The sequence below is a fragment of the Vibrio diazotrophicus genome (assembly GCF_038452265.1).
GTDB classification, from domain to species: Bacteria; Pseudomonadota; Gammaproteobacteria; order Enterobacterales; family Vibrionaceae; genus Vibrio; species Vibrio diazotrophicus.
Map to the genome: position 1 here is coordinate 1,570,669 of NZ_CP151842.1, position 25,866 is coordinate 1,596,534.

23 protein-coding genes are annotated in these 25,866 nt (G+C 42.6%); 9 read left to right on the forward strand and 14 right to left on the reverse strand.

Annotated features, from left to right (window positions below; all coding sequences use genetic code 11):
- Positions 1–300: 300 nt before the first annotated feature.
- Genes AAGA51_RS07165 through AAGA51_RS07175 form a run of 3 tightly spaced genes read right to left on the reverse strand, consistent with a single transcriptional unit; the run spans position 301 to position 3,858 of the window.
- Complete coding sequence (locus tag AAGA51_RS07165) at positions 301–1,230, reverse strand: ABC transporter permease (protein ID WP_042482596.1); 930 nt, start codon at positions 1,228–1,230, stop codon at positions 301–303.
- Complete coding sequence (locus AAGA51_RS07170) at positions 1,230–2,336, reverse strand: ABC transporter permease (protein ID WP_042482593.1); 1,107 nt, start codon at positions 2,334–2,336, stop codon at positions 1,230–1,232. The genes AAGA51_RS07165 and AAGA51_RS07170 overlap by 1 nt, the downstream gene beginning before the upstream one ends.
- A complete protein-coding gene (locus tag AAGA51_RS07175) occupies positions 2,329–3,858 on the reverse strand; it encodes an ABC transporter ATP-binding protein (RefSeq protein ID WP_042482592.1) in 1,530 nt (509 codons plus the stop codon). The genes AAGA51_RS07170 and AAGA51_RS07175 overlap by 8 nt, the downstream gene beginning before the upstream one ends.
- A 261-nt stretch (positions 3,859–4,119) precedes the next feature.
- Here AAGA51_RS07175 and AAGA51_RS07180 point away from each other — a divergent pair, with 261 nt between their 5' ends.
- A complete protein-coding gene (locus AAGA51_RS07180) occupies positions 4,120–4,764 on the forward strand; it encodes a TetR/AcrR family transcriptional regulator (RefSeq protein ID WP_042482590.1) in 645 nt (214 codons plus the stop codon).
- A gap of 28 nt (positions 4,765–4,792) precedes the next feature.
- Positions 4,793–5,620, forward strand: a complete 828-nt coding sequence (locus AAGA51_RS07185; RefSeq protein WP_042482588.1) for a DUF5718 family protein — start codon at positions 4,793–4,795, stop codon at positions 5,618–5,620.
- Between the two features lie 72 nt (positions 5,621–5,692).
- Here AAGA51_RS07185 and AAGA51_RS07190 read toward each other — a convergent pair whose 3' ends face one another.
- Complete coding sequence (locus tag AAGA51_RS07190; RefSeq protein WP_042482795.1) at positions 5,693–6,919, reverse strand: diguanylate cyclase domain-containing protein; 1,227 nt, start codon at positions 6,917–6,919, stop codon at positions 5,693–5,695.
- A 614-nt stretch (positions 6,920–7,533) separates the two neighbouring features.
- Here AAGA51_RS07190 and AAGA51_RS07195 point away from each other — a divergent pair.
- Entirely contained in the window at positions 7,534–10,431 is a 2,898-nt protein-coding gene (locus tag AAGA51_RS07195) for a ligand-binding sensor domain-containing protein (protein WP_255209366.1), read from the forward strand.
- Positions 10,432–10,493: 62 nt separating this feature from the next.
- Here the strand turns inward: AAGA51_RS07195 and AAGA51_RS07200 are convergent, their stop codons facing one another.
- The gene (locus tag AAGA51_RS07200; protein WP_042482586.1) at positions 10,494–11,687 is read right to left on the reverse strand and encodes a class I SAM-dependent methyltransferase; all 1,194 of its coding nucleotides are present in this window, start codon (positions 11,685–11,687) and stop codon (positions 10,494–10,496) included.
- A 222-nt stretch (positions 11,688–11,909) separates the two neighbouring features.
- Between AAGA51_RS07200 and yccX the strand changes: the two genes are divergently transcribed.
- Entirely contained in the window at positions 11,910–12,185 is a 276-nt protein-coding gene (gene yccX, locus AAGA51_RS07205; RefSeq protein ID WP_042482584.1) for an acylphosphatase, read from the forward strand.
- A 58-nt stretch (positions 12,186–12,243) separates the two neighbouring features.
- Here the strand turns inward: yccX and AAGA51_RS07210 are convergent, their stop codons facing one another.
- From AAGA51_RS07210 to AAGA51_RS07235, 6 genes are all read right to left on the reverse strand, one after another.
- A complete protein-coding gene (locus AAGA51_RS07210) occupies positions 12,244–12,573 on the reverse strand; it encodes a TusE/DsrC/DsvC family sulfur relay protein (RefSeq protein WP_042482581.1) in 330 nt (109 codons plus the stop codon).
- Between the two features lie 122 nt (positions 12,574–12,695).
- Positions 12,696–13,358 carry a Bax inhibitor-1/YccA family protein gene (locus tag AAGA51_RS07215; RefSeq protein ID WP_042482578.1) on the reverse strand — a complete coding sequence of 221 codons (663 nt, stop codon included), beginning with the start codon at positions 13,356–13,358 and terminating at the stop codon, positions 12,696–12,698.
- 309 nt (positions 13,359–13,667) lie between these two features.
- Positions 13,668–14,423 (reverse strand): amino acid ABC transporter ATP-binding protein, encoded by a 756-nt coding sequence (locus AAGA51_RS07220; protein WP_042482575.1) that lies wholly within the window; start codon positions 14,421–14,423, stop codon positions 13,668–13,670.
- A 22-nt stretch (positions 14,424–14,445) separates the two neighbouring features.
- Positions 14,446–15,543, reverse strand: a complete 1,098-nt coding sequence (locus AAGA51_RS07225) for an amino acid ABC transporter permease (protein WP_042482572.1) — start codon at positions 15,541–15,543, stop codon at positions 14,446–14,448.
- Between the two features lies 1 nt (position 15,544).
- Positions 15,545–16,750, reverse strand: a complete 1,206-nt coding sequence (locus tag AAGA51_RS07230) for an amino acid ABC transporter permease (protein WP_042482570.1) — start codon at positions 16,748–16,750, stop codon at positions 15,545–15,547.
- 68 nt (positions 16,751–16,818) lie between these two features.
- The gene (locus AAGA51_RS07235; protein WP_042482566.1) at positions 16,819–17,847 is read right to left on the reverse strand and encodes an amino acid ABC transporter substrate-binding protein; all 1,029 of its coding nucleotides are present in this window, start codon (positions 17,845–17,847) and stop codon (positions 16,819–16,821) included.
- A 457-nt stretch (positions 17,848–18,304) separates the two neighbouring features.
- On the opposite strand from AAGA51_RS07235, the gene AAGA51_RS07240 reads away from it, so the two are divergent.
- Positions 18,305–19,246: a precorrin-2 dehydrogenase/sirohydrochlorin ferrochelatase family protein gene (locus AAGA51_RS07240; protein WP_042482564.1), complete on the forward strand. Its 942-nt coding sequence runs from the start codon at positions 18,305–18,307 to the stop codon at positions 19,244–19,246.
- A gap of 114 nt (positions 19,247–19,360) precedes the next feature.
- Here AAGA51_RS07240 and yidA read toward each other — a convergent pair whose 3' ends face one another.
- The gene (yidA, locus tag AAGA51_RS07245) at positions 19,361–20,167 is read right to left on the reverse strand and encodes a sugar-phosphatase (protein WP_042482561.1); all 807 of its coding nucleotides are present in this window, start codon (positions 20,165–20,167) and stop codon (positions 19,361–19,363) included.
- Between the two features lie 241 nt (positions 20,168–20,408).
- Here yidA and queE point away from each other — a divergent pair, with 241 nt between their 5' ends.
- Both queE and queC read left to right on the forward strand, forming a co-directional pair.
- Positions 20,409–21,077 carry a 7-carboxy-7-deazaguanine synthase QueE gene (gene queE / locus AAGA51_RS07250; protein ID WP_255209365.1) on the forward strand — a complete coding sequence of 223 codons (669 nt, stop codon included), beginning with the start codon at positions 20,409–20,411 and terminating at the stop codon, positions 21,075–21,077.
- 11 nt (positions 21,078–21,088) lie between these two features.
- Positions 21,089–21,778 (forward strand): 7-cyano-7-deazaguanine synthase QueC, encoded by a 690-nt coding sequence (gene queC / locus AAGA51_RS07255; RefSeq protein WP_042482558.1) that lies wholly within the window; start codon positions 21,089–21,091, stop codon positions 21,776–21,778.
- Here queC and AAGA51_RS07260 read toward each other — a convergent pair.
- Entirely contained in the window at positions 21,744–23,717 is a 1,974-nt protein-coding gene (locus tag AAGA51_RS07260; RefSeq protein WP_042482554.1) for a tetratricopeptide repeat-containing diguanylate cyclase, read from the reverse strand. The two genes, queC and AAGA51_RS07260, sit on opposite strands and share 35 nt — an antisense overlap.
- 285 nt (positions 23,718–24,002) lie before the next feature.
- On the opposite strand from AAGA51_RS07260, the gene AAGA51_RS07265 reads away from it, so the two are divergent.
- Complete coding sequence (locus AAGA51_RS07265) at positions 24,003–24,782, forward strand: GNAT family N-acetyltransferase (protein WP_042482551.1); 780 nt, start codon at positions 24,003–24,005, stop codon at positions 24,780–24,782.
- Between the two features lie 161 nt (positions 24,783–24,943).
- Entirely contained in the window at positions 24,944–25,171 is a 228-nt protein-coding gene (locus AAGA51_RS07270) for a hypothetical protein (RefSeq protein ID WP_042482548.1), read from the forward strand.
- Between the two features lie 110 nt (positions 25,172–25,281).
- Here the strand turns inward: AAGA51_RS07270 and AAGA51_RS07275 are convergent, their stop codons facing one another.
- Positions 25,282–25,830 carry a hypothetical protein gene (locus tag AAGA51_RS07275; protein ID WP_042482545.1) on the reverse strand — a complete coding sequence of 183 codons (549 nt, stop codon included), beginning with the start codon at positions 25,828–25,830 and terminating at the stop codon, positions 25,282–25,284.
- Positions 25,831–25,866: the final 36 nt, after the last annotated feature.

The following is a 25,866-nucleotide window of genomic DNA, read 5'->3' on the forward strand; positions in this document are numbered from 1 at the left end:
GTTAGCAAAAAGTTGACCAACTGGTCGTGTTTTGAATAATTATTTTCGAATGGGCTTGTAAGCATTGTGCACAAAGGGGTTAGATATATTGTATACAGTCAGTATAGACACTGATGGGAAATTAACTTTAAGTGGATGTTTTACAATGGTGCTTACATGTATACAAAATGCACCATTTTGATGCGCAAGTGTGGACTGAAAAGTTTGGGGAAATACAGCTAAATAGAGAAGCCTTTTCGAATAAATGCAGCGACATAGCAAACAGAAAGCCCGCAAAAGCGGGCTGATTTGTATCTGTTGTTATTGACGTTTAGGGTCGAACGGTTTGCCTAAACTCATTGGCGTTGCCAGTTTCTGACGCAACTCATTCGAGCTCAGTAACACCATGACAACGACCGTTGCTACATAAGGGGTCATCGCGAGCAGGTTAGGAGAGATGTCGATTCCTGCCCCCTGCATCATCAAATGCATGATGGAAGTAAAACCGAATAAGTATGCACCCAACACCAGATAACCAATGCGCCATGAAGCAAACACAACCAGTGCTAACGCGATCCATCCGCGACCCGCGGTCATGTTTTCCATCCACATCGGTGTATACGATAACGACATGTAAGCCCCTGCAAGACCTGCTAATGCTCCGCCAAGTAATGTGACCGCGTAACGAACTTTAATCACTTTGATACCTAATGCGTTCGCTGAGTGCGGGTTTTCACCCACAGCGCGAATAACAAGACCAATACGTGTCTTGTGCAGCGTCCACCAAGCTGTGCCGACAAGAATAAAACTCGCGTACACCAAGATGTCATGGTTAAACAGCAACGGACCAAAGAATGGAATATCACTGAGTAAGGGAATCGCGATTGGCTTAAACCCTTGAATGGTGCTACCGACTAAGCTTCCGCCTAAGAACGCACTAAGTCCTGTGCCAAAGATGGTAAGTGCTAAACCAGTAGCCACCTGATTTGAGCTAAGTGTGAGCGTTAATACGCCAAATAACCAAGCCATCATCATGCCTGCGAACATGGCAACCAAGACGCCAACGAGCAAGCTGCCCGAAACCATAGCGCCAGCAAAACCGGCCATTGCGCCCATCAACATCATGCCTTCCTGACCAAGGTTAAGTACCCCTGTCTTCTCACAAATTAACTCGCCCAAAGCGATGATAAGCAAAGGGGTACCTGTTTTTAGTGCCGCGATAAACAGCGACTGAATTAGAATTGCATCCATTATGCGGCTCCTTTCTCATTAACCAGTGAACTAGCGGTTTTCTTACTTAAAGAACGATTCGGCACGAATCGGTAGTAGATTAAAAAATCACACGCTAATAAGAAGAAGAGCAAAGTGCCTTGGAACAAACCCGTGACGGCTGTTGGCAGGTTAAGTTCAATTTGTGCAAGGTCACTTCCCATGTAAAGAGCGCCCATAAACAGGGCAGCGATAATCACGCCTATTGGATTCAAACGGCCAAGATAAGCGACAATAATCGCAGCATAGCCATAACCGGGAGACACAGAAGGAACAAGCTGACCAATTGGTCCCATCACTTCAGCAGCGCCGGCAAGTCCTGCCATTGCACCCGCGAATAACATTACGCCCCAAACCAATTTATTTTCGGAAAAGCCCGCGTATTTCGCTGCTGCACGCTCTGAACCCATGACACGCAACTTAAACCCGGGCAATGTTTTGAACAGCATTAATCCAGCTGCTATTGCGACGATCACCGCAATCACAATTGACATGGTTGCTCGTCCAGATTCCGTCAGAGGTGACATCATGACCGCATCAACGAACATGGCAGATTCAGGAAAACCAAAGCCAGAAGGATCACGGAGCGGACCATGCACCGCCCAAAGCAGTATATACAAACCAATGTAGTTAAGCATGATAGTGGTAAGAATAATGTTGGTGTGAAAGCGACGGTTTAACCAAGTAGGAATACCTGCCCATAAAGCACCTGCGATAACACCTGCGCCAACGGTCAGCAGGAAAGTACCAAAGCCGGAATCGTCAGTAGCAGTTACCGCTACCGCACTACTGGCTACGGCACCAATTAATAATTGACCTTCAGCACCAATGTTCCACATGTTTGCGCGGTAACACAGTGCCAAACCAATCGCACACAACATCAGTGGTGCGGATTTCACCAACAGTTCGCCCAAGTTGTAGCTGTCTGAAAATGGCATCAGAACAAACACTTGAAAGGCTTTGAGCGGGTCAACATCTAACCAGACAAACATCAGACTGGAGACAACCATAGTGAGTGCTACAGCGATGAATGGAGAAAGCCAAGACATCATCTTAGAGCTTTCTAAACGAGGTTGAACCTTAAGCATTTGCGACCTCCACATGAGAAACGAAACCACCGGCTATCCATTCCCCAATTTGATCGATAGAGGTATTGCTGGTTTTGACTGCATCTGACACTTGGCCTTCATAAATTGCGGCTAGGCGGTCACACAGAATAAACAGTTCGTCGATATCTTCAGAGACAACAAGAACCGCTGTGCCAGCATCGCGCAATGCGATGAGCTGACGGTGAATGGCACTCGCAGCACCGATGTCCACGCCCCATGTTGGATGTGCACAAATAATAACTTTGGGTTGCTGAGCGACTTCACGTCCCATAATAAACTTCTGTAAATTACCGCCTGAAAGGCTCTTCGCTTGAGAGTTTTCATTGCGGCATTTCACTTGGTTGTTGCTGATAAGCTGCTTGGCAAGTTGTTTGAGCTTAGGAAAATTAATGACACCACGAGAGCTTAGTGCACGAGAGTGAGTGAGCAGGGTGTTTTCTTCCAAACTCATTTCGGGAACGGCTCCCTGACCAAGGCGGTTCGCTGGCACGTAGGCAAGGCCAAGCTCGCGTCGTTTACCTGCGTCCCAATCGCCAATATTGATCTGTTGCCATTGAATGCTGTCTGCGTTGCTACGAGTGTCTTCACCACTGAGTACCGCAAGCAAATCTTCCTGACCGTTACCAGCAACACCTGCGAGACCGAAAATTTCGCCAGCGCGAAGTTGCAGATTTACTTTCTCTAGACCACAACCGAAAGGGTGAGAAGGAGAGAGTGTCAGATTGTTTGTTTGCAGAATGACATCGCTGGTTTCAGTTTTTGGGTAGCTTTCCGATAGCTGGGTTTCATCACCCACCATCATTCGTGCAATCGAGTTTGGTGTCTCTTGGCTCGGGTCACATTCACCCGTAACTTTTCCGCCACGCAAAATCACTGCGCGATGGCATAAAGAGGTGACTTCCTTAAGCTTGTGGCTGATGAACAAAATGGCGCAACCTTCGCTCGAAAGTTGGTTAAGCACTTCAAACAAGCCTTCGATTTCTTGAGGCGCAAGCACGGATGTAGGCTCATCGAGGATTAAAAGCTTAACGTCCTGAATCAAACAACGAAGTATTTCAACACGCTGCCTCTCTCCGATACTCAGACTGTGTACATATCTGTCTGGATCTACATGCAGTTTGTATTGTTCACTTTTGGCGATGATGAGTTTGCGTAAATCCGAAACTGAGTCGAGAAACTCCTTGTCCAAACCCAGTTGAATGTTTTCCAGTACGGTGAGCGTTTCAAAAACGGAAAAGTGTTGAAACACCATGCCGATACCCATTGCTCTTGCTTGGTTTGGCGAGCTGATAGTGACTTCGTGGTTATTCCACATAATCGCCCCTTCACTTGGGCTATTAACGCCATATATCATTTTTACTAGCGTTGATTTTCCTGCGCCGTTTTCCCCTAACAGAGCTAGGATCTCTCCTTGATGGAGTTTTAAATTTACTTTGTCATTGGCCACGACGCCGGGGAAGAACTTACTGATGTTCCACAGCTCGAGTAGTGGTGTGTCCATGTTGAGCAGATTCCTTTCCAATTATTTTTATGGCTATTTTGGTTTAATTATTTGTTCTTCTATTGAATTTATAAAAGCCAAATGCAAAAACCTGACCAAGTGTTCAACATCAACAAGCGTAAGGCTTAGCATTGAGAGTTCACCTTTACGTCGCTTTATATTGGTGCAGAGTGTTGAAAATGGTGCAAAAAATAGATACTTGACAACAACAGGCTATCCATTGATTACTTTAAATATAAGCCTAAATCGAAAGGAGTTCTTTTGGATACTGAACTTGCGCATCACAAGCGTTCTATTTCTGGAGAAATACGCAGGCGTAACGAAACGCTAATCCTGCAAGCGGCGGCTGATGAATTTGTAAAACATGGATATAAAGGAACGTCGGTTCAAGCGATAGCGGACAGAATCAACTTACCCAAAGCGAACATTCTGTACTACTTCAAATCGAAAGCAGGGCTTTATAAAGCTCTGCTGAGAGACATTTTAAATTTATGGAATGAAGGTTTTTCTGAAGATGCGGCCAATATGCCGCCAGAGGCGGTTTTACGGAATTATATTGTTGGCAAAATGCGCTATAGCCGTACACATCCGCAGGAATCGAAGATCTTTGCTCAGGAGATCATTCAAGGAGCGCCGAATATTCGAGATGAAATCCAGTTCCCAGTGGTGGAGTGGACCGCGGGTAAATCATCAGTAATTCAGACATGGGTGGATAAAGGATTGATTCGGCCAGTCGAGCCTTTGTATCTGCTGTTTTTGATTTGGAGTTCTACCCAATTCTATGCAGATTTTGATACTGAGATTCAGTTGATCAAAGGATCGTCTATGTCAGAAAGTGAATTTGAAGACGCAGAAAATTTCTTGGTCAACATTATCATCCGCGGTATCGCGCTAACAATATCATAAGGAAGTGAGGGAAAACTTGAGTCAGCCAATGTTTGAAATACCTATCTTTGGTATTGGAATAGCAGGAAATTTTGCAGGACATCTGCAACAAACAGGTGAAGAAAAGGGTTTACATGGAAGCGTTGATACACAAAGCCCACAGGCGCTATTCCCGTTTTATGTTGCCGGTGCAAGCGATGCTTACCTCAACGTTAATCCGTACTCATTTGACGTTCTGATGTTACCTACTAATCCCTCAGCTAAAGTGCAAATGGAACCTGAGATTGCTCTGATTGCCAAGGTAAAATATTTGGGAACGTCAGTGCTTGGTTTTGAAGCTGAAGGGATGACCTTGTTTAATGATGCAACTCACCGCAACGCAGTGGTAGATAAGTTGGCTCAGAAGAAGAACTGGGGTGCAGCGTCTAAAGGTATTGCAAGTAAAGTCATTCCACTTGCAGACTTCAGCAAAAATTCTGACTTGGATAAGTATCGCTTTTGCAGCTTTCTTGGCAGAAATGAACAGTGGAACCTGTGCTGTAATGATGTTTCATTGGGTGATTACAGCTACAGTTACGAGCAGTTAATCGCGTGGCTAGTCAGTCAGAGCAATGGACAGAAAAACGAAGGAGCTTTGCATTCTATCCAAGAATTATTAGGGCAGGCGGGCTATCCCGACCACATTTTGATCTCTCTTGGCTCTTCTCGCTACACACCATTTGGTGAATGTCATCAACTTGGTGCAAAAGACAAAGTTTGCGCTGTGTTGTATGACTCTACACGTATTGATCTTGATGAGATTCAGTCGTTTGTTGATCGCGGAGAAGTGCAGAAGTTGAAAGGTAATCACGTGGTGCTGTGGCAAGAGTGCCAATAAAGTAGTTCACTTGGTCAAAGTGAATATTTAGAACGGCTTATCTGATGCAGGTAAGCCGCTTTTCTATGAGGGTTAAATGCTCGTTTTAGAAAACGCATTAGCGTTTTTGTTGAGATACATAGCGTGGTCAGCTTTAGTGATCAGCGTTTCAATATCGATGTTTTTATCGTTATAAATCGCGTAACCGATACTTAAGCTTGGCTTGATTTCTTTGTTGTTGTGGAAAAATGATTCACTTTCGATTTTGTTTTTAATCGATTGGGTAACGCTGTTGACCTTCTCTGGAAGGTAGATGTTGTTCAAAATAACAAGGAACTCATCACCACCAATTCTTGCTACTGTATCTGTACTGCGAACATTTTCTTGGAACTTTATGCTGATGAATTGCAAGAATCTATCGCCTACATCATGACCATAATTGTCGTTTACTAACTTAAAGTCGTTAACATCAACGCTTAACAGGGTAAAAAAGCTATTGCCCTCTTTTTTGGTGGACATTTTCTTGAGCAATTTCTTAATGTAACGTCGGTTTGGAAGATGAGTTAACTCATCCTGCATCGCAGCTTTATGAATGGTTTTATAGTTCTTATAAATTAAGAAAAATAACGCATAGATAAGACTCACCGAGATAAGGGCCATTGATAGAATTGTTCTTTCAATGAATGTCAGATGAGCACTGTCACTGAGTTTATATTTAGCCGCTAATTGCCAACGTCCATAAGGTAAGTTGATGAAATGCTGAATGTCTGGGTTATCAAAGATTTCGATATCACCATAGAGCACTTTTGGGGTGTTTGTGATGTTTCTAATTGCAACTTCAGCATCAAAAATGTCGTAAATACCGCTGTACGTCATTAACTTGTTGTAATCAATAACCACACTTACGGTGCCCCAATAGGCTTTGTTGTATGGGAAATCTGAATAAATCGGATAGCGAGCAATCAGGCCTTGTCCACCTTGTACTAGATTGACTGGACCATCGATATAAATGTGTTGTTTTTGCTTTGCTAATTGGATGGCTTTGTACTGTTCAGGTATACGTGATAGGTCAACACCTAACGCTGACTCGTTACCTTCGAGTGGATAGATATAGGTAATGATATTGTTCGGTGAAGCGGTCACATTTCGTACGTGTTGAGATTTGCTCAGAAGCTGGCTTGCGACAACATCCCATTTTTTAAATGCGGCATCCGGATCAATGGTGATTAAGGTTGCCAAACTATCAGCAAGAAAAGTATCCATAAAAATGGACGCTTCAAAGTTGGAACGCACAAGAGAGATGTTGTTTGCAACAACCATTTCCACTTTTTTCGACTCCAAACTGACATAATGATTTTTTATCGCTATTGAAATTGGAGTGGCAATCGCAAAAAAAGCAATGGAAATTAGGGCAAAAATGAAATCTGTTTTCTTGTTATATGACACGTAGTTATGTATCCAGAGTATTGAAAAGCTGTGTAACTTATCTTCTAGGCATACGTCTTCGAAACGAAAACTACCAATTAGCAAAATATATTTTTGGCTACAAATATATTTATAGTTCTATTTATATAAATGCATCAATTGATGGCTAAAAAATATTTTTGCTGTGAATGAAATATACAGTTTGAGCAAATATTTGTGAAGTAACTCGTAAAAAAATTGTGGATTACCTTAGCTTCTTATAAGCATCAGGATTCGTAATTTAGATAGAACAACCGAGATTGTTTTTGGCATTTTTATAACGGTTCAAGAACAGAAAATCTGTATTGTTATTGTTTTTAAATGATATCCGACCAGTTCATTCGTGAGATTTGCAACTATAACAGTATCTTCTCATAGACTTTTTTCATTAGGCGTGGTGATATCTAGTGAGTAAAGTATTATTAAATTCGATGTAATTAACGTTACTAGACAAGGAAGTAAAACGTTAAATGATCTCTCCCCAATATTCTTCTACCCGTCGCTTTATTATTTTCATTATTTTGGGAGTGCTTGCGCCTGTCTTTGCTTGGGCAAAAGCGAGCCTTATGACGCCCAACTCACTCTCTGATTACTACGTTGATACTTGGACATCTACAGAAGGTTTACCTCATAACAGCATTAATGCGATTGCTCAAACTCAGGATGGGTATCTTTGGTTTGCTACATGGGAAGGTGTTGCAAGATACAACGGTTTAGAGTTTAGACTTTTCGACCGTGGTCCCATCACACATATGCTAGATTCGGGTACCCGCGCCTTGGTTTCCGACCAAAACAATTCGTTATGGGTGGGAGGTGCGAGAGGAAGCTTAAGTTTAAGATCAGGGTTTACCTGGCATCCTCAGGAAGCTGCGCCAAGCATGGTCAACCATGTGCTGATTGATCACTCTGGCAATCAATGGCTGGCGATAGAAGGACAGGGCGTTGTACGCAGGCAAAAAAATGCGGACGGTTCCTATGTAGAGAGTGTCTGGATATTAGAAAATATTAGTGCTTACAGACTGATCAAAAACAGTGCGAATGAGATATTTGTCGGTACTGAGAGCGGCTTATATCAACTTTCGGAGCACTCCTCTGCGAGAATTGAAACTACCCAATTTGATAAAGTTTACTACCTTTCTCTGTCCCATAATGGCGATCTTCTTTTAGGTACAAACCGTGGAGCATGGCGCTATGATGGAAAAGAGTTATCCCTGATTGACCCGAGAATAAATAACACGGTTGTGACGGTTGTCGAGCAGGATTCGGCTGGAAACATCTGGTTGGGTACCATCAATAAAGGATTAGCGCGTTTAACGGAAAATACTCTTGAGTTTTTGGATGCCAGTAAAGGCTTACCGAATAATCGCGTGCTTTCTTGGTATCAGGATATTGAAAGTAGTATCTGGGTTGGGACTAATGGCGGTTTGATTCGCCTTCGTAATGCGCCTTTTATGTCTATTACTCAAGATAAAGGCTTAGTTGGCAATTATGTCCGCACGGTTTTGTCTATTGACGACGAGACGCTTTTAGTGGGTACAAGTAATGGCTTAAGTATTATCAAACAGAGCTGTCCAGAACCTGCTTTAAATGATGATATTTCCTTATCGATATTGAGCTTGGCCAACGCGTCAGATGGTGGTGCTTGGGTGGGTACTTATCAAAATGGCTTGATGAAATGGAATAACAGGTCGATTGAACCGATTCTAACCGATAAAGAAGGTTTGCCGACTAACGAAGTTCGAGCGATTTTAGAAGACAGTCAACGCAATCTTTGGATAGGAACTCCGTTTGGTGTGGTGAAGAAGCAGCCTGACGGAACAATGCAACACTTTACTCAGCAGAATGGCCTTAGTGACGATTATGTCATGGCACTGGCTGAAGATGAGTTGGGGCATATTTGGGTTGGTACAGGAGTGGGCGTTGGCTATTGGGATAACGACAAGTTCGAAAATTTGGAGTTAGACCAACTAGAACAGGCTCAATATGCTTTTGGATTCTATATTGAACCCGGATATGTGTGGATTGCGACAGACAGGGGTATCGTCCGCTATCGATTGTCTGACCAATCTTCTGCACTTGTCGGGCGTCCTCAGGGATTGCCAATCGATAAGTTTTTCCAGATTCAAAAGGATGATGATGGCTACTTCTGGCTGTCGAGTAACCGTGGTATCTGGAAGATCAATGCAGACAGAGCTCATGATGTCGCCGACGGAAAAGAATCAAGCGTTGTGTTTGAGCACTTTGATGAAACTGACGGTATGGCAAGTAGCCAAGCGAATGGCGGTTCGAACCCTGCTTCTGCAAAACTCAGCAGTGGTTCAATTTATATCGCAACAGCGAAAGGTGTGGCATCTATTCATCCCAATAAACTTCATACTTTAAGCAGTAATCCACTGCCTCTTGTATTGCAGTCTGTTCGTTTTGATTCGAATTACATTAACCCAGAAGCGATGCCTATAGTGCCTGCCGGAACGAGCAGAGTATCCATTAACTATGTTGGATTGGGTTATGTGATGTCTGAACGAATAGAGTATCGTACCAAGTTGGAAGGATTTGATAACACATGGTCCGAACGCAGAAATACTCGCAGCGCAGAGTTCACTAATTTACGTCCCGGTCACTACAAGTTTCTGGTCAGCGCCCGTTATCCTTATGGTAACTGGACTGAAGCCAAAGTGCTTTATGAGTTTGACGTCGAACCTCTATTTTGGCAGAGAAAAGAAGTCATCGTTTTTATCATTCTTTCGTTACTGGCGCTGATTGGTTCCGGCGTTTTCTGGCGCATTCAGAGCTTGAAGCGAAGTGAGCTGCGCTTGAAGCAACAAGTCGCTCTTCAAACGCACGAGCTACGCTCTCAGGCGACCATGTTTGAAAAGTTGTCTCATGAAGATGAATTAACAGGTTTAGCCAACCGAAGAGCATTTGACTCAAAGCTTAAAGAGCTATTCGATAAGGCGAGAGAAAGTGGAGAGGTATTGCAACTGGCGGTACTCGATATCGACCACTTTAAACGTATCAATGACAAATATTCACATTTAGTGGGTGATCACGCCATTGTGGAAGTGGTCGATGTTCTGAAACGTCATATTGAGTCGGATACATTGCTGGCCAGATGGGGCGGAGAAGAGTTTACTCTTTTGTTTGTCAGTGATACTCATCAATCAGACGACTATTTAGAACGTTTACGTTCGGCAATAGAAGCACACAGCTTTGACGATGTAGCTTCGCAGTTAAAAATCACTGTAAGTATTGGTGTTTCAAGTAGTGAATATCTTTCAGATTACGAAGACCTGCTGAAACTCGCAGACCATGCATTACTGAAGGCGAAACGTAATGGCCGAAATAGAGTTGAAAGAATAAGCGTTTAAAGAAATAAAAAACGGTCGCAATTAGCGACCGTTTTACATGGAGTCTTATATGTTTCCCTTTATCAGAAAACCTTACACGCAAACCCTTTAAGATAGAAACCTTCTGGATACGCGGTATCTGTTGGGTGGTCTGCGGCTTGTTCAAAACGCTCTACGAACTTCACGTCACGACCAGCATCCAAAGCGGCATCTGCAATGATCTTCTGGAACAGAGCTTGATCCATTAAACCTGAGCATGAGTAAGTCAGCAGCGTACCGCCTGGTTTTAAAATTTGCATCGCTAGCATGTTGATGTCTTTATAGCCACGGCATGCACCGTTCAGTTGAGCTTTTGACTCCGCAAACTTTGGTGGGTCCATAATAACCACATCAAACTGGGTACCTTGATCGCGATATTCACGAAGTAGTTTGAATACGTCTGCGTTGAGGAATACAGCACGTTTTTTCGAGATATCAAATTCATTGAGCTCTGCGTTGAATTTGGCCGTATCAAGAGCAGGTTGAGAAACGTCAGCGTTGATCACGCGTTTTGCTCCGCCTTTCAGTGCGTATAAGCCAAATCCACCGGTGTAAGAGAAGCAGTTAAGAACTTCTTTATCTTTCACATACTTGATTGACTGGAAACGGCTGTCTCGTTGGTCAAGGTAGAAACCAGTCTTATGGCCGTTAACGATATCAACATTAATTTTGATACCGTTTTCTTCGATCACAACAGACTTAGGTGGCAATTCACCATGAAGAACACCAACACGTTCTTCCAATCCTTCTTTTTTGCGTACAGCAACGTCAGAACGCTCGTAAATATGGCATTCAGGGAAACAGGTATTAAGGGCTTTAATTAACGTTTCTTTCTGGTACTCAGCACCAGCACTTAAAAGTTGGCATACAAGGTAGTTATCGTATTTGTCGATAGTAATACCCGGCAGACCATCAGATTCCGCTGCAATCAAACGATAGCCAGTTAAGCCATCACGTTCGATGAAATCGTCACGAAGCATTTGGGCTTGTTGAATTCGTTTGATGAAAAATGCGCTATCAATCTCTTCTTTCTCGAAGCTCCAAACACGAGCACGAATTTGCGAATGCGGAGAGTAGGCGGCTTTTGCTAACCACTGACCGTCGTTTGAATAAACATCGACGGTTTCACCTAAACTTGGTTCACCTTCGATGCGTTGAATACCACGGGAGAAAACCCATGGGTGTTTACGACGTAATGATTTATCGCGGCCTTTGACCAAATAGATTGCAGAAGTCATTGCTCTACTCTGAAGAATGATAGAAAAGGTCGGGTATTGTCGTGGAACTGAGCTTGAAAAGCAACTCGACTTAATGATGTTCGTTCTCGAGTGAGCGGCGTCTAATTTCAAATGAACTTGGTTTCGAAAATAAGATCATTATCCAATAGTGAGTGCTAGGTAAAACAATGAGCTAACTATTGGCTATCCTTAAAGGAAGTCTATAAATAGGGAAGATTTCGAATGGCGACAAAGTGCGACAAATTTATTGTTTCCGGTGTGGTTCAGGGGGTAGGGTTTCGCTATCACACTTCTCATCAGGGATTAAAGCTTGGGTTAACGGGTTACGCCAAAAATCTGAACAATGGGGATGTTGAGGTAATCGCGTGTGGCCCAGTTGAGCAGGTTGATGAATTTTACGAATGGTTAAAAGAGGGGCCAAGAACGGCGTCAGTCGATAAAATCGTACGCACAACCTGTACGATTGAGAAAAGTTACCGCGGATTTGAAATTCTGTAGGCCTATATTTGCCTAGTCTAATAAGCAAGACCTACAGAAAGAGATACTCAATGAAAGATTAAAGGCACTTAGCCGGTTTTGGTAAACCTGCTATTTTTGTCGCCTGTTTTGCCGGACCTTTAGGGAACAGTTTAAATAGATACTTACTGTTGCCTTTTTCAGGGCCGTGTTCTTTTTCCATCGCTTTTACCAGCATGCGAATCGCTGGAGAAGTATTAAACTCCTCGTAGAATTTGCGAACAAAAAGTACCACTTCAATATGTGCATCAGTCAGTTGAATGCCTTCTTGCTCAGCTAAAATGTCCATCATGCCTTCAACCCATTCCGTTGAATTAAGCAGATAGCCCTGAGCGTCAGTTTCGATTGTGTTTCCGTTGTATTCAAACATTGCGTTTAACAGTGAGTTGTTTAACTAATTGCGCATAGGGTAGCGAAGGGAGTGGCTTTGCTCAAGAAGAAAAAAGCCCGAGATAATCTCGGGCTCTTGTATTCAATCAGTTTGAAGACTTATTAGTCGTCGTTCATGATGCCAAGGATGCTTAGCAGGCTGATGAACAAGTTGTAGATAGAAACATATAGCGTGATGGTTGCTGAGATGTAATTTGTTTCACCACCGCGAACAATTTGCTGAGTAGTTAGCAAGATTGCGCCTGTTGAAAACAGAACAAATAGGCCGCTCATCGCCATGTGTAGCATTGGCATTTGTAGGAAGATATTTGCAACCATACCGACTAGTAGTACAACAAAACCAGCCAACAGCATGCCGTTTAGGAATGATAGGTCACGTTTAGTGGTCAGTGCGTATGCAGATGCACCCATGAACGCCAGCGCAGTACCGCCTAATGCAGTTAGGACCACATCACCCATACCAGCGCCAATATACATATTAAGAATTGGACCGATGGTGTAGCCAAGGAAACCTGTAAATAGGAATGTAAATACAAGGCCCATGCTGTTGTTACGGTTCTTCTCTGTTAAGAATAGCAAGCCGTAGAAGCCAACCAGCATGATGATGATACCTGGACGAGGTAGATTCATCGCCATAGAAACACCAGCAACCACAGCCGACCATAGAAGCGTCATAGAAAGCAGCGCATAAGTGTTTCTTAGCACTTTGTTGGTTTGTAGAGCACTGTCATAAGACGATGTGCGAGAATACATTGGAGTGTTCATACTTTTACTCTTCCTCATTGAAAGGTGTTTCTTGTTTATATAGACATTAATGAGGCTAATAGTTCCGTTTTTCAAGCCTCTGCCTTGTACTAACATTAAAAATAATAAACAAAAATCGTCGAAATAAGCGTGACAAGTTGTAACACAATATTTCCGTACATCTAAGTTTATAGCAGGATTAATACTAACACTAAATGATGAACTTTTTTGTAAGTTATTGTTGAAATAAACCATTAGTTACAAAAGAAAAAGAGGCGATGATATCGCCTCTTTAAATATGCATGATTCACACTGATTGTTGGTGAAGCATTAGTGGTGAAGAATCTGCGCTAAGAAGTTTTGTGTGCGATCAGATTGCGGATTTTCAAAGAAATCTTTTGGATTGTTTTCCTCAATGATTTCACCTGCGTCCATAAATATCACTCGGTCAGCAACTTCTTTTGCAAAACCCATTTCGTGAGTTACACAAAGCATCGTCATACCTTCACCAGCAAGTTCAACCATTACGTCTAGTACTTCGCGAACCATTTCTGGGTCAAGTGCTGATGTTGGTTCATCGAACAACATCACTTGTGGGTTCATACATAGAGAACGCGCAATAGCAACACGTTGTTGTTGACCACCAGAAAGCTGACCTGGGTATTTGTCTGCTTGGTCTGGGATCTTAACGCGCTTCAAATACTTCATTGCAATCGCTTCAGCTTCGTCTTTAGGCATTTTCTTTACCCAAATAGGAGCTAGCGTACAGTTCTCTAAAACCGTTAGGTGAGGGAAGAGGTTAAAGTGCTGGAAACACATACCGACTTCACGGCGCACCGCTTCGATGTTTTTTAAGTCTTCAGTAAGTTCTGTGCCTGCCACTAGAATCTGACCTTTTTGGTGTTCTTCTAAGTGGTTGATACAACGAATCATGGTTGATTTGCCAGAACCTGAAGGGCCACAAATAACGATCTTTTCGCCTTTTTTAACATCCAGGTTGATGTTTTTTAGTACGTGAAACTCACCGTACCATTTGTTCATGTCCTTAATTTGAATCATGAAATCTTCTGCAGTTTGTTGCCTCATAATACGTTCCCTGAATTATTGTTTATCGTTTGTGACCGGTATGGAGTTTGTTTTCTAGCCAAATCGAGTATCTCGACATGCTGAAACAGAACACCCAGAACACTAACGCGACAAATACGTAACTTTCTGTAGCAAAACCTAACCATTCAGGGTCGGTGTTTGCTGATTGACCAATACCAAGTACGTCGAACATACCGATAATCAGAACCAGACTGGTATCTTTAAACAGGCCAATAAATGTGTTTACGATAGATGGAATAGTAATTTTCAGTGCTTGCGGAAGAATGATTAAACCCATTTTCTTCCAGTACGACAGACCGAGTGCGTCAGCTGCTTCATACTGACCCTTAGGTATCGCCTGCAAACCACCACGAATAACTTCTGCCATGTAGGCTGAACTGAACATCACCACACCGATAAGAGCACGGATGAGTTTGTCCGTTTCAGAACCTTCAGATAAGAACAGAGGTAGCATAACGGAAGCCATGAACAGAACAGTGATTAGCGGAACACCACGCCAAACTTCAATATATACCGTACATAGGCTGCGGATGATTGGCATATTAGAACGACGTCCCAAAGCCAGAACCACACCGATTGGCAGAGATACAACAATACCTACTAACGCAATGATAAGAGTAACTAACAAGCCACCCCATTTGTGTGTCTCTACGACTTCTAAACCAAACACGCCGCCGTATAACAAACCAGCGATTAGGAATGGATAGATGTTAACGAAAAACAGCCAGATCCAAGTTCTTTTTGGTGTTTTATCGTAAGCAATTGCAGCGACGAACATGGCTAAGGTAATAAAGAATAGGCGAGGGCGCCAAAGTTCAGCTTCAGGGTAGAAGCCGTACATGTATTGTTGCCAACGTACACTAATAAATACCCAACATGCCCCTTCACGGCTACAAGCATCACGAGTGGCACCCACCCAGTCAGCGTTTATAAACGCCCAATCGATAACGTTCCAAAGTCCCATAAAGGCAAAATACGCCAGAATGACAGTGACAATGGAGTTTGCCGGACTGTTAAACAGGTTCTTTCTAAACCAGCCAACGACACCAGTGGTATTTTCTGGCGGCGGGAGACTTGGTTGAAATTGATGTACTTTCATCTTATCTCTCCACCAATGCTACTTTGTGGTTGTAAATGTTCATAAATAGTGATGTGAGCAAGCTAAGTGTTAAGTAAACGCCCATGGTCATTGCAATGATTTCAATTGCTTGACCAGTCTGGTTCAACGTTGTACCAGCAAACACAGAAACTAAGTCTGGATAACCAATCGCCATTGCAAGTGAAGAGTTCTTGGTTAAGTTCAAGAATTGACTGGTTAAAGGCGGAATGATGATTCGCAATGCTTGCGGAATAACCACCAGTTTCAAAGTCTTAGAGCGTGGTAGGCCCAAAGACATCGCCGCTTCAGTTTGGCCATGGCTAACTGCATTGATACCAGAACGAACAATTTCAGCAATAAAGGAAGCTGTATAGATACTGAGAGCTAACAGCAATGCTGCGAGTTCAGGAATAATACTGATACCGCCTTTGAAGTTGAATCCTTTCAATACTGGGTATTCCGCAGAAATCGGCATGCCCATGATGAAATGAACAACCAGTGGTAAACCAACACACAAGCCTAACCCGATACGGAACATAGGTGTTTGTTGACCAGTCAAACGCTGTTTATTTTTGGCCCAGATACCCACACTGATTGTCGCAATGACACCAACAATGAAGCAGGCAACAACAATGCCGCTTCCAGCTTCAAAAACTGGCGCTGGGAAATAAAGACCGCGAACGTTCAGAAATATAGCTTCGCCCAAGCTCATACTTTCTCTGGCAGACGGTAGCGCTTGAAGCACGGCCACATACCAGAAAAATATTTGTAGAAGTAGGGGGATATTTCGAAAGGTCTCAATGTAAACGGCGGCTAAACGACTCACTAGCCAGTTTGAAGAGAGTCGGGCGATACCCAAAACAAAACCAATAACGGTTGCTAAGATAATACCCAAGAATGAAACAAGAGCTGTGTTAAGCAAACCCACCACAAACGTACGACCGTACGAAAAGGTTTCGTTGTACTCAATTAGGCTCAAACCAATCCCAAAACCTGCAGGTTGGCTCAGAAAATCAAAACCAGTTGCAATACCTCGCGCGCTAAGGTTATTCAGTGCATTGTTTATTATCGTATAAAAGAATAAAGCGAGAGCAGCCAGTGCTATGAACTGAAAAACGACAGAGCGAAAAGTGGGATTATAAAGAAGATTTGTGCTTTTAGCCGGAGCTGATTCCGACATTTGCACTGAATTATTTGTAGGCTTCATACAGCGATAACCTCTTTATCCATTTAGACAAAGGGCGGCCTAGACCGCCCATTTCAATTAGATATCTATTAACGGATAGGTGGAGCGTACATAAAGCCACCCGCATTCCATAATGCGTTTACACCACGTGCAATTTGGAGTGGAGAGCCTTTACCTACAGTACGTTCAAAGCTTTCACCGTAGTTACCAACTTGTTTAACAACTTGGTAGCTCCAGTCATCACGAATGCCTAGACCAGAACCTTTTGGACCGTCAACACCAAGAATACGTTTGATTTCTGGGTTGTCAGACTTCAGCATTTCGTCTGCATTTTTAGATGTGATGCCATACTCTTCTGCGTTGATCATCGCATTTAGAGTCCATTTCGCAATGTTGAACCATTTGTCGTCGTCTTGACGAACAACTGGACCTAGAGGCTCTTTAGAGATGATTTCTGGAAGTACTACTGCTGAATCTGGATTTGTTAAGTTCAGACGTAGTGCGTATAGACCTGATTGGTCTGTAGTTAGAACGTCACAACGACCAGAGTCGAAACCTTTAGAGGTTTGTGCCGCTGTATCAAATACCACTGGTTTGTAGCTCATACCGCTTGCACGGAAGTAGTCAGCTAGGTTTAGCTCAGTTGTTGTACCTGATTGTACACATACTGACGCACCGTCAAGTTCTTTAGCGCTTGAAATACCTAGGTCTTTTTTAACCATGAAGCCTTGACCATCGTAGTAGTTCACACCAACGAAGTTCAAACCAAGTGCTGTATCACGTTGTAGCGTCCATGTTGTGTTGCGAGATAAAACATCTATCTCACCAGATTGTAGAGCTGTAAAACGTTCTTTAGCAGTAAGTGGTACGTATTTAACTTTAGTTTTGTCGCCAAGAACCGCTGCAGCAACTGCTTGACAGTATTCTACGTCAATCCCTTCCCATTCGCCTTTAGAGTTAGGGTTAGAAAAGCCAGGTAGACCTGTACTTACACCACAAGACAAAACACCAGCAGCCATAACTTTATCTAAAGTACTTTCTGCTGCTGAAGCTGAAGTCGCTGCAAAGGCAGAAGATGCCGCTACAACTGTGGCAAGAAGTGTGAGTTTATTCGCCATTTGTATCCTTCCTGTATGATCCATGTTTGACCAGGTGACACCTGATACAAGCTTTATATATGTTGTGTTTTATAGTTAGTTTCCTAATGGGTTGCACTTTTAAGGTGCTTCTCATCAGTTATTTAAAAGCGTAGATATAAATTCTGGATTTCTCAAATACATAATTTAAATAGACTTTCGAGGGAAATCACATACCTAAGCTTGGTTTAGAATGGCTAAATGTTGTGCCAATGTAAATAGTGCAACTAGGCTCACCCTTGGTGCAACAGGATGTCTTCGGGATAATTGACTGAATGTTTGATACATTAACATGCTGTTAACGAATGAAACTTATATGATCATCTAATAATGGATTAAAATTTAGTCATTAATTATTTGATGAGTATTGGCTAGTGATTTTATTGCACCTTTTTTGTTAGCATTACCGAATAGTTATTTACATTGTGATGAAATTTAAATGCAATATTTTCCTCTGTTCCTGGATCTCTCAAATAAAGCTGTTTTAGTCGTTGGTGGAGGCGAGGTTGCATGCCGTAAAATTGATGCACTTTTACGCGCAGGTGCTCGTGTTACTATCGTTTCCCCTCAGATCGAACAGTATCTGTATGCGCTTGTAGAACAAGGGAAATGCGAGTGGATACAGAACTTCTACTCACCCAGTGTTTTAAGCAATCGCTTCGTGCAGGTATGGGCGACTACGGATAACCCAGATCTCAACCATCAAGTGCATAAAGATGCAAAAAATATTGGTGTTTTAGTCAATGTGGTGGACGATTTACCCTATTGTGATTTCATTACCCCTTCGATGATAGATAGAGGCCGAATTCAGATAGCGATTTCAAGCGGAGGCGCGTCCCCCGTGCTTGTGCGCAATGTTCGTGAAACTTTAGAGTCGGTATTGCCGCAAAATTTAGGTCTACTCGCAGAGTTTGGTGCTTCTAAACGAACTTCGATTAAAGAGCGCCTGCCAACAGTTGATCTACGTCGCAAGTTTTGGGAAATGTTTTTTGCCATTAGAGAAGTTAAAGAAGCAACTTCGCGAGAACAGTTGGAAGTTCTATACCGCGCAACTCTAGAAAAAGATATCGAAAACCTCGGTGAAGTCACATGGATAGAATACGGTTCCGACGTTGAACTTCTGCCAATGAAAGCCATGCGTTATATGCAACAAGCTGAATTGGTGTTGTTTGAAAAAGGTTGTTCATATGATGTGATTGATCTTTGTCGCCGAGATGCAGAAAGAGAAGAGTTCTTAAGCTCTGCTCAATTGGGCGAGCGTTTAAAACAGGCGAAAAAGGATAGACAACGAATTTGTGTCTTAGTCTCTCAGCTAACTCAAGAGTTTTCTTTGTTACACAGTCAACAAAGAGTGATAAAGCCGGGCAGTGAAAAGAAATAGCCGAGTAGGCATGGATAAGCTGTTTTAATTCAAAGTCATTATCAATGAAAAGGGCTGACTTCATATATTGAAATCAGCCCTTTTTGAGCTTGTGGCGGATGTTACCAGAAATGACTACAGAACAAATTTCTCGATAGCAGCCGCTACGCCATCTTCATCGTTACTGAGCGTGATGTAATCTGCGATGCGTTTGGTTTCTTCCATCGCATTAGCCATCGCAATACCCATTCCTGCGTACTCAATCATATGGTGATCATTCTCAGCATCACCCATACACATCACTTGGCTCGCTGCCACACCAAGGTGGTCTGCAATCGCTTTAACACCCACACCTTTATTACTTTGTGTGTTCAAAAACTCTAGAAAGTGTGGGGCACTTTGCACCACAGTAAATTGTTGATGCAAATGCGCAGGGATTTTCTTGATCGCTTCAGAGAGCAGGCTTGGTTCAGCGACAATCATGGTTTTGATGATAGGGTGATCGTCTTCTAGCTCAGAAAAGTCCATCTCAGTGATCTTTAAGCCGTCGTTGATTTTCGACTCAAGTTCTGTGAATTCGCTGATACGAGGAGTTATAAGCCCGTGAACTTGGCTGAATGCATGCGTATTTACACCTAGCTCATCGGCCAATTTGGCGATGGTTTTCGCGGCTTTGCCGTCAATGATTTGCTTGTAGATAACTTCACCAGTCGCGACGTTTTGCACCATTGAGCCATTGTAGTGAAGGACATAATCTTGATCTGAGGTTAATTCCAGCTCTTCAAGTTTGCTACGCATACCATCAATTGGGCGACCTGAAGCAAGAACTACTCGTACACCTTGCTCTTTTGCCAGAGCAATAGCTTGTTTTGTGCGTGGCGTAATTTGTTTTTGGCTATTAAGAAGAGTGCCATCCATATCAAGGGCGATGATTTTGTACATGTGATACCTAGAATGCTTAAATTAATTCGGAAAAGAATATCTATAATTTATGACAGTTTGCTCGTTTGTGATGCAAAGAGCAAAACAAATTGCATGATTAGTTTGAGCCGGAATGCGGATAATTCATTTAGTTCAATGATGATTTTTGTGATTCAGGCGAGGTTTTAAATTGACCTGAAGCAGACCTTCTATTAAGGTCTGCGGCTGCGATTTTTCGGAAATTTGAATTAGGCAAAATACTTTGTACAAAGTTAACGAAATGTTTGAAACGATACAGGGTGAGGGCGTATTTACAGGCGTTCCTGCCGTTTTCGTTCGTTTACAAGAATGCCCGGTGGGTTGTGCTTGGTGTGATACTAAGCAGACGTGGGAAGCCAATGAGCAAGACCAGCAGTCTTTCGATCAGATTATTGTAAAGACTGGCGACTCGCCAAACTGGTGCTCTGCTTCCGCACAACAGATCATTGCGATGTATCAGTCGCAAGGATACACAGCGAAGCATATTGTTATTACTGGTGGTGAGCCTTGTATCTATGATTTAGTTCCTCTTACTCAGGCGTTTGAAGGGATTGGCTGCCAATGCCAGATCGAAACCAGCGGAACCTTTGAAGTTAGAGCAACTAAAGATACGTGGGTGACAGTGTCACCAAAAGTAGCAATGAAAGGTAAGCTACCGGTTATCGAATCGGCATTGTTGCGTGCGAACGAGATTAAACATCCAGTTGCGACAGACAAAGATATTGAGAACTTGGATCAGTTGCTCCAGTCTGCCAATGTTCCCGAATCAACCGTGATTGCTCTGCAGCCTATTAGTCAGAAGCCGAGAGCAACACAATTGTGTATAGATACTTGCGTGGCGCGTAACTGGCGTCTGTCTATTCAAACACATAAGTACCTCAGTATTGCCTAAAGGATTTACCCATGAAAAAAGCGGTTGTTGTATTTAGTGGTGGTCAGGATTCAACGACATGTTTGGTCCAAGCCCTAAAAGAGTTTGATGAAGTTCATGCCATTACCTTCGATTATGGGCAAAGACACAAACTTGAAATAGAAGTGGCTCAAGCGTTAACCAAGAAGTTAGGCGTAACTGCACACAAAGTGTTGGATGTTGGCTTGCTTAATGAACTCGCCATCAGTTCACTGACTCGCGACGATATTCCTGTTTCTCATGAACTTCAGGAAAACGGCCTTCCAAACTCATTTGTACCTGGTCGAAACATTCTGTTTTTAACGCTAGCGGGTATTTACGCATACCAGATTGGCGCGCAAACGGTCATTACGGGTGTATGTGAAACCGACTTTTCAGGTTATCCCGATTGCCGAAACGATTTCATCAAAGCGATGAACAGTGCCCTTGTAAAAGGGATGGATCGTGAGCTAGAAATCCGCACTCCGCTGATGTGGTTAAATAAAGCTGAAACGTGGGCATTGGCTGATCAATACCAATCGCTTGATCTTGTGCGCAATGATACACTGACGTGTTACAACGGCATTATCGGTGACGGATGTGGTGATTGTCCTGCCTGTCATTTACGTAAGGCAGGGCTGAACGATTACTTGGATAACCGCGCCGCTGTTATTGAGTCTTTAAAGCAAAAGAACAATCAATAGAATCGCTGCAAGCATCGAAAATACAGTTTTGTCCTTTTTGTTTGGTTTTGAATAACGCCTGATCTAAGACGGAATAAAGCTGATTGAAGTCGCTGATTTGTCCTGCCGTTGCCATAAATGCAAAGCTGGTGGACAAATACAGCGGCTTTTTACTACCTGCTTCATTAATGTGATACCAATAAGGCCTAGAGGTTAGTGCCTTATGTAACGATTCAACTCGCTGCTGCACTTCGTACTGATCTACATTGGTTAATACAGTAATAAACTCATCGCCACCCAAACGCCCCCAGAAATCGTCTTTCTTTAAACACTTTTTCATCATATTTGAGATTGTCCTTAGAGCTTTGTTGCCAACTCCGTACCCGTATCTGTCATTAATCAATTTAAGATTGTCGATATCAAAGAGTATCACCACGTTTCTGGTTTCCAATGTTTGAGGCTTTTCGACTGTTTTCAAATGATTAATGAAGACTGTTCGATGAAGGGCATCAGTAAGGCCGTCCATTTTCTGGTTACTTTTTAAATGCACCGATTTGTGAACAAGATATGCGATGGATAGCAGCAGCAATACAATAAGCAACAGCAAGTAACGTCGTTCCTGCTTCATTAACTCGACATGGTTGTTTAGCTGTTCATTCTGCGTTAGCAGTTCTGATCTTAAGTTTTTTTGTTGGAGTGAAGATGTCGATTGATCTAAAGCTTCCAAAGCTTTGAAGTGTTCTTGGTCGCGAATAGTAATCTCATTTTCAACGTATTCGCGGTAATACGACAGCGCCAACTCGTACTTTCCACTCTTGTCTGCAATCTTTGCTAACTGACGCAATGCTTGTGTTAGCGTGCGGGCGTTTTGTGATTCTTCAGCAAGAGTTTTCGCTTTTAACCCGTAATATTCGGCTTGTCTGTAATACTTTTTCTGAACATAGGAGTTAGACAGGGCAAGTACGATGTCGCTTTTTAAACCGATATCTTTGTATTGAATAGCGTAGTCTAGCCCTTTAAGTAGCTCATTGATGCCTTCGTGAAATGCACCTAATTCATTATGTGATTTACCCAAACCGAGATGAACATAAGCCAACCCTCTGAGATCGTTCTTCTTCAGGTGAATCAAACGGGCTTTATTAAAGTGGGCAATACTTTGGTGCAGTTCCCCTTTGTGATGATATACCTCACCCAAGCTGTGTTCTGTTTGTGCAATGCCATCGTCGTTATGGTTTTCTATGTGAAGGGTCAGAGCACGGTAGAGATATTCTAGCGCTTGTTGATATTGTCCCAAAGTACAAAGTAACAGGCCGATATCATTGAATATTTCAGCGGTGTCCGTTCCTTCTGGAATTTCGTCTAACAAACGTTTGTAGTAGTCCAGAGCGCCTTTGTAGTCACCGATAAGTTCGAGATTCTTAGCTATAACAATGAAAGCACGATATCGAGGTAGAACAGGGTTGCTGCTGTGCTCGAGTGAATGCTGAAGCTGGTCGCAGAAGTTTTGGCTGTGTAAATAGTTCCCTTGCAGGTTTAGCAAGCGGCACAGATGGTACTCAAACAAGAAAATGCCATCACTATCTTGTCGTTGTTTCATTCGTGAATACAGCTCTTGGTAAATTTCACCGGCTTCAAAGAATTGCTTGTTTTCCTCTTTATTGAGCGCTTCTATAAATTGTTTCTCTTCTTTGCTGTAAGCAAGCTGAGTGGTGTTGTCACTGCCGAAATAATGCAGTCCATGCCTTGTCATATAATCGTGGATACGGCTAGCTATGTAGAGCTTTTCTGAACTCGGTGGGAGTGAGGTATACCTGTCCTTGAGAAGTTGAAGCACAGAGTTGGGATTGCGACTCAGGGTTTTGTTAACCACCGCTTCCCATTCAGCTCTTTCACTCGCTTGGCTGATAGGGTTGAAGAAAAAGAATGAGAAGAAAAGAATGGCAGTGTAAATATTAAGCATTTCAAGCACTGTAAGCTGAGGAACCTGACAACTATATGCTTGTGGAAAGAGGCTCTCAATTCGTTATTTTTGCCAGATGATAATCTGTGAAATGCGCCGAAGTTCACTCCAAATAAGTTGCATTTTCAGGACAAAATCAGTTTCAAACAGTTAACTTAAACACAAGAAAAAAGGGTGGGTTCGAAATTACTAACACTATTTGAAAACTAAGTAGATAATGCCGCGCACAATATCAGGTCAATAGATCTTAAATGTCTCAATTTTTTGTTTTCGAGAGGAAATACCTTGAACGCAGCTGAAATCATGACTCAGTTTAACTGCTATGAGCGTATGCATATTGAAATACCCGGTTGGGAGGTTTATTCGGACACAACGCTTGTCAGAGTGGTCTCTCCTGATGAAGATGGGAGCTTTATTGCCTATTTCAATTTAGATAGCTCAAAGGCGTCTGAAGTCATTGATCAGCAAATGGAGTATTTCTACCGCTTAGGTAAAAACTTTGAGTGGAAAGTCTATGATTTCGACAAGCCAAGCGATATCGACAGGACGCTTCTCAACAAAGGCTTTTACGAACAAGATCCAGAGTACTTCATGGTTTTGGATCTCCGTGTCTATGATTCAGTCCCGGAACATCAGACTCAGTGCATTGAGGTGTTTGATGAACGTGGAATCCGTGATGCCATTGCAGTCAAGCAATCTCAAACAGGTGAAGATTGCAGTGGTTATTTTTTGCATCTGTTGAACCTCAAACAAACTCGTCCTGAGAACATCCGTATTTATGTTATCTATGATGGTAACCAGCCAGTTTCTTCTGCGTGGGTGATCTTCAACAGTGACACGTCACCATTTGCTGGGATTTGGGGTGGAAGTACGGTTCAAACTCACCGTGGGCGAGGGCATTATCAAGCATTGCTCAAGCAGCGCATCAGAGACTCAATCCTCGCGGGTAAGCAATACCTGTATATTGACGCTTCTGAGATGAGTCGACCTATTGTTGAGCGATACGGTTTTAAAGTTATCGCTAAAACCACACCGTATTTCTATCGACACCCAGATCTTAACTAATCTATTTAAAACAAATGTTTACTACATGAATAATTAAGGATCCTTAAAGATCATGAAGTAAGAACTAAAGCACAATTACTGTGTTAATAACCAGTGTTTTATTGACAATTGTGTAACCTTATCTATACTGTACACATAAACAGTGCTAGAGGAGGTAACTTATGTTGTTAGAAACATTAGAACGCATTAACCGCCTACGCCAAGAGGCGATGTCTAACCCTGAGTTTATAGAAATGGCTAAGGAACACGAAGCCACACTCAAACATGTCGAGCAAGAATTTGAACCGAAACGGTCTCGACGTCATGCCACAAAGCACAAAAACAAATCCCTTGCCGATATCTATCAACAATCTGATTTCGGCTCCAATCCATCTGGCGTTCAACACTGATCAAACAAAAGCTTGAACGTATAATCAGTTAAAAATATTTAAGGCTCATGTGAATTCACATGAGCCTTAAATATTTTTAGGGCTAAGCTTTGTTTACCGATAAACAAGAGCTAAAAATCGGCTTTCTTTACAAAGTATGGATTAGAGTATTTGCGCTCTGGCCCAAACTGAGAGATCACCAGCTTGTTCCATAGATTCTTATCAAACTCTGCTTTAGGGATAGAAGGGTAAAGAGTCTCTACTTCCTCCCAAGCGTGAACCATTAACTCTTTTTTCTTTATCTTATTGTATTTGTTGACGATATCGTTGTACTTACGCATCCATTCTATTTTGTACTGGCGTAAAGCTGGCTCTGCCTGCTCAAGAGGTACACGAGACAAATAAACACGTTTGTACGAAACTTTCTTGTCAATCATGGTGAGCATAGTTGTTTGAATGTATTTGCCATGATGAGTGATAGAAATATCGTCTTCAGAGAAAGGTGTCAGGCACCAGCCTCTGGGTAGAAAATCTGGTTTTTGGAATTGCTTGTTTCGAACAATGAGCGCATCGTGCAAAACAATATCCGAGGTGCCACGAAATGTCGCTTGCCATTTGGCAATACGAACCTGAATAGAACCCGGCAGACGATAAACGTTAGTAAACTTATCTTGATTCATTGGCTTTCACGATCTTTAAGTAATGCTGTAAGAAGT

Coding starts and splice junctions, on each gene's coding strand:
- AAGA51_RS07165 (WP_042482596.1), bottom strand. CDS start 1,230: ATGGATGCAATTCTAATTCAGTCGCTGTTTATCGCGGCACTAAAAACA.
- AAGA51_RS07170 (WP_042482593.1), bottom strand. CDS start 2,336: ATGCTTAAGGTTCAACCTCGTTTAGAAAGCTCTAAGATGATGTCTTGG.
- AAGA51_RS07175 (WP_042482592.1), bottom strand. CDS start 3,858: ATGGACACACCACTACTCGAGCTGTGGAACATCAGTAAGTTCTTCCCC.
- AAGA51_RS07185 (WP_042482588.1), top strand. CDS start 4,793: ATGTTTGAAATACCTATCTTTGGTATTGGAATAGCAGGAAATTTTGCA.
- AAGA51_RS07190 (WP_042482795.1), bottom strand. CDS start 6,919: ATGGTTGTTGCAAACAACATCTCTCTTGTGCGTTCCAACTTTGAAGCG.
- AAGA51_RS07195 (WP_255209366.1), top strand. CDS start 7,534: ATGATCTCTCCCCAATATTCTTCTACCCGTCGCTTTATTATTTTCATT.
- AAGA51_RS07200 (WP_042482586.1), bottom strand. CDS start 11,687: ATGACTTCTGCAATCTATTTGGTCAAAGGCCGCGATAAATCATTACGT.
- yccX (WP_042482584.1), top strand. CDS start 11,910: ATGGCGACAAAGTGCGACAAATTTATTGTTTCCGGTGTGGTTCAGGGG.
- AAGA51_RS07210 (WP_042482581.1), bottom strand. CDS start 12,573: ATGTTTGAATACAACGGAAACACAATCGAAACTGACGCTCAGGGCTAT.
- AAGA51_RS07215 (WP_042482578.1), bottom strand. CDS start 13,358: ATGAACACTCCAATGTATTCTCGCACATCGTCTTATGACAGTGCTCTA.
- AAGA51_RS07220 (WP_042482575.1), bottom strand. CDS start 14,423: ATGAGGCAACAAACTGCAGAAGATTTCATGATTCAAATTAAGGACATG.
- AAGA51_RS07225 (WP_042482572.1), bottom strand. CDS start 15,543: ATGAAAGTACATCAATTTCAACCAAGTCTCCCGCCGCCAGAAAATACC.
- AAGA51_RS07230 (WP_042482570.1), bottom strand. CDS start 16,750: ATGAAGCCTACAAATAATTCAGTGCAAATGTCGGAATCAGCTCCGGCT.
- AAGA51_RS07235 (WP_042482566.1), bottom strand. CDS start 17,847: ATGGCGAATAAACTCACACTTCTTGCCACAGTTGTAGCGGCATCTTCT.
- AAGA51_RS07240 (WP_042482564.1), top strand. CDS start 18,305: ATGCAATATTTTCCTCTGTTCCTGGATCTCTCAAATAAAGCTGTTTTA.
- yidA (WP_042482561.1), bottom strand. CDS start 20,167: ATGTACAAAATCATCGCCCTTGATATGGATGGCACTCTTCTTAATAGC.
- queC (WP_042482558.1), top strand. CDS start 21,089: ATGAAAAAAGCGGTTGTTGTATTTAGTGGTGGTCAGGATTCAACGACA.
- AAGA51_RS07260 (WP_042482554.1), bottom strand. CDS start 23,717: ATGCTTAATATTTACACTGCCATTCTTTTCTTCTCATTCTTTTTCTTC.
- AAGA51_RS07270 (WP_042482548.1), top strand. CDS start 24,944: ATGTTGTTAGAAACATTAGAACGCATTAACCGCCTACGCCAAGAGGCG.
- AAGA51_RS07275 (WP_042482545.1), bottom strand. CDS start 25,830: ATGAATCAAGATAAGTTTACTAACGTTTATCGTCTGCCGGGTTCTATT.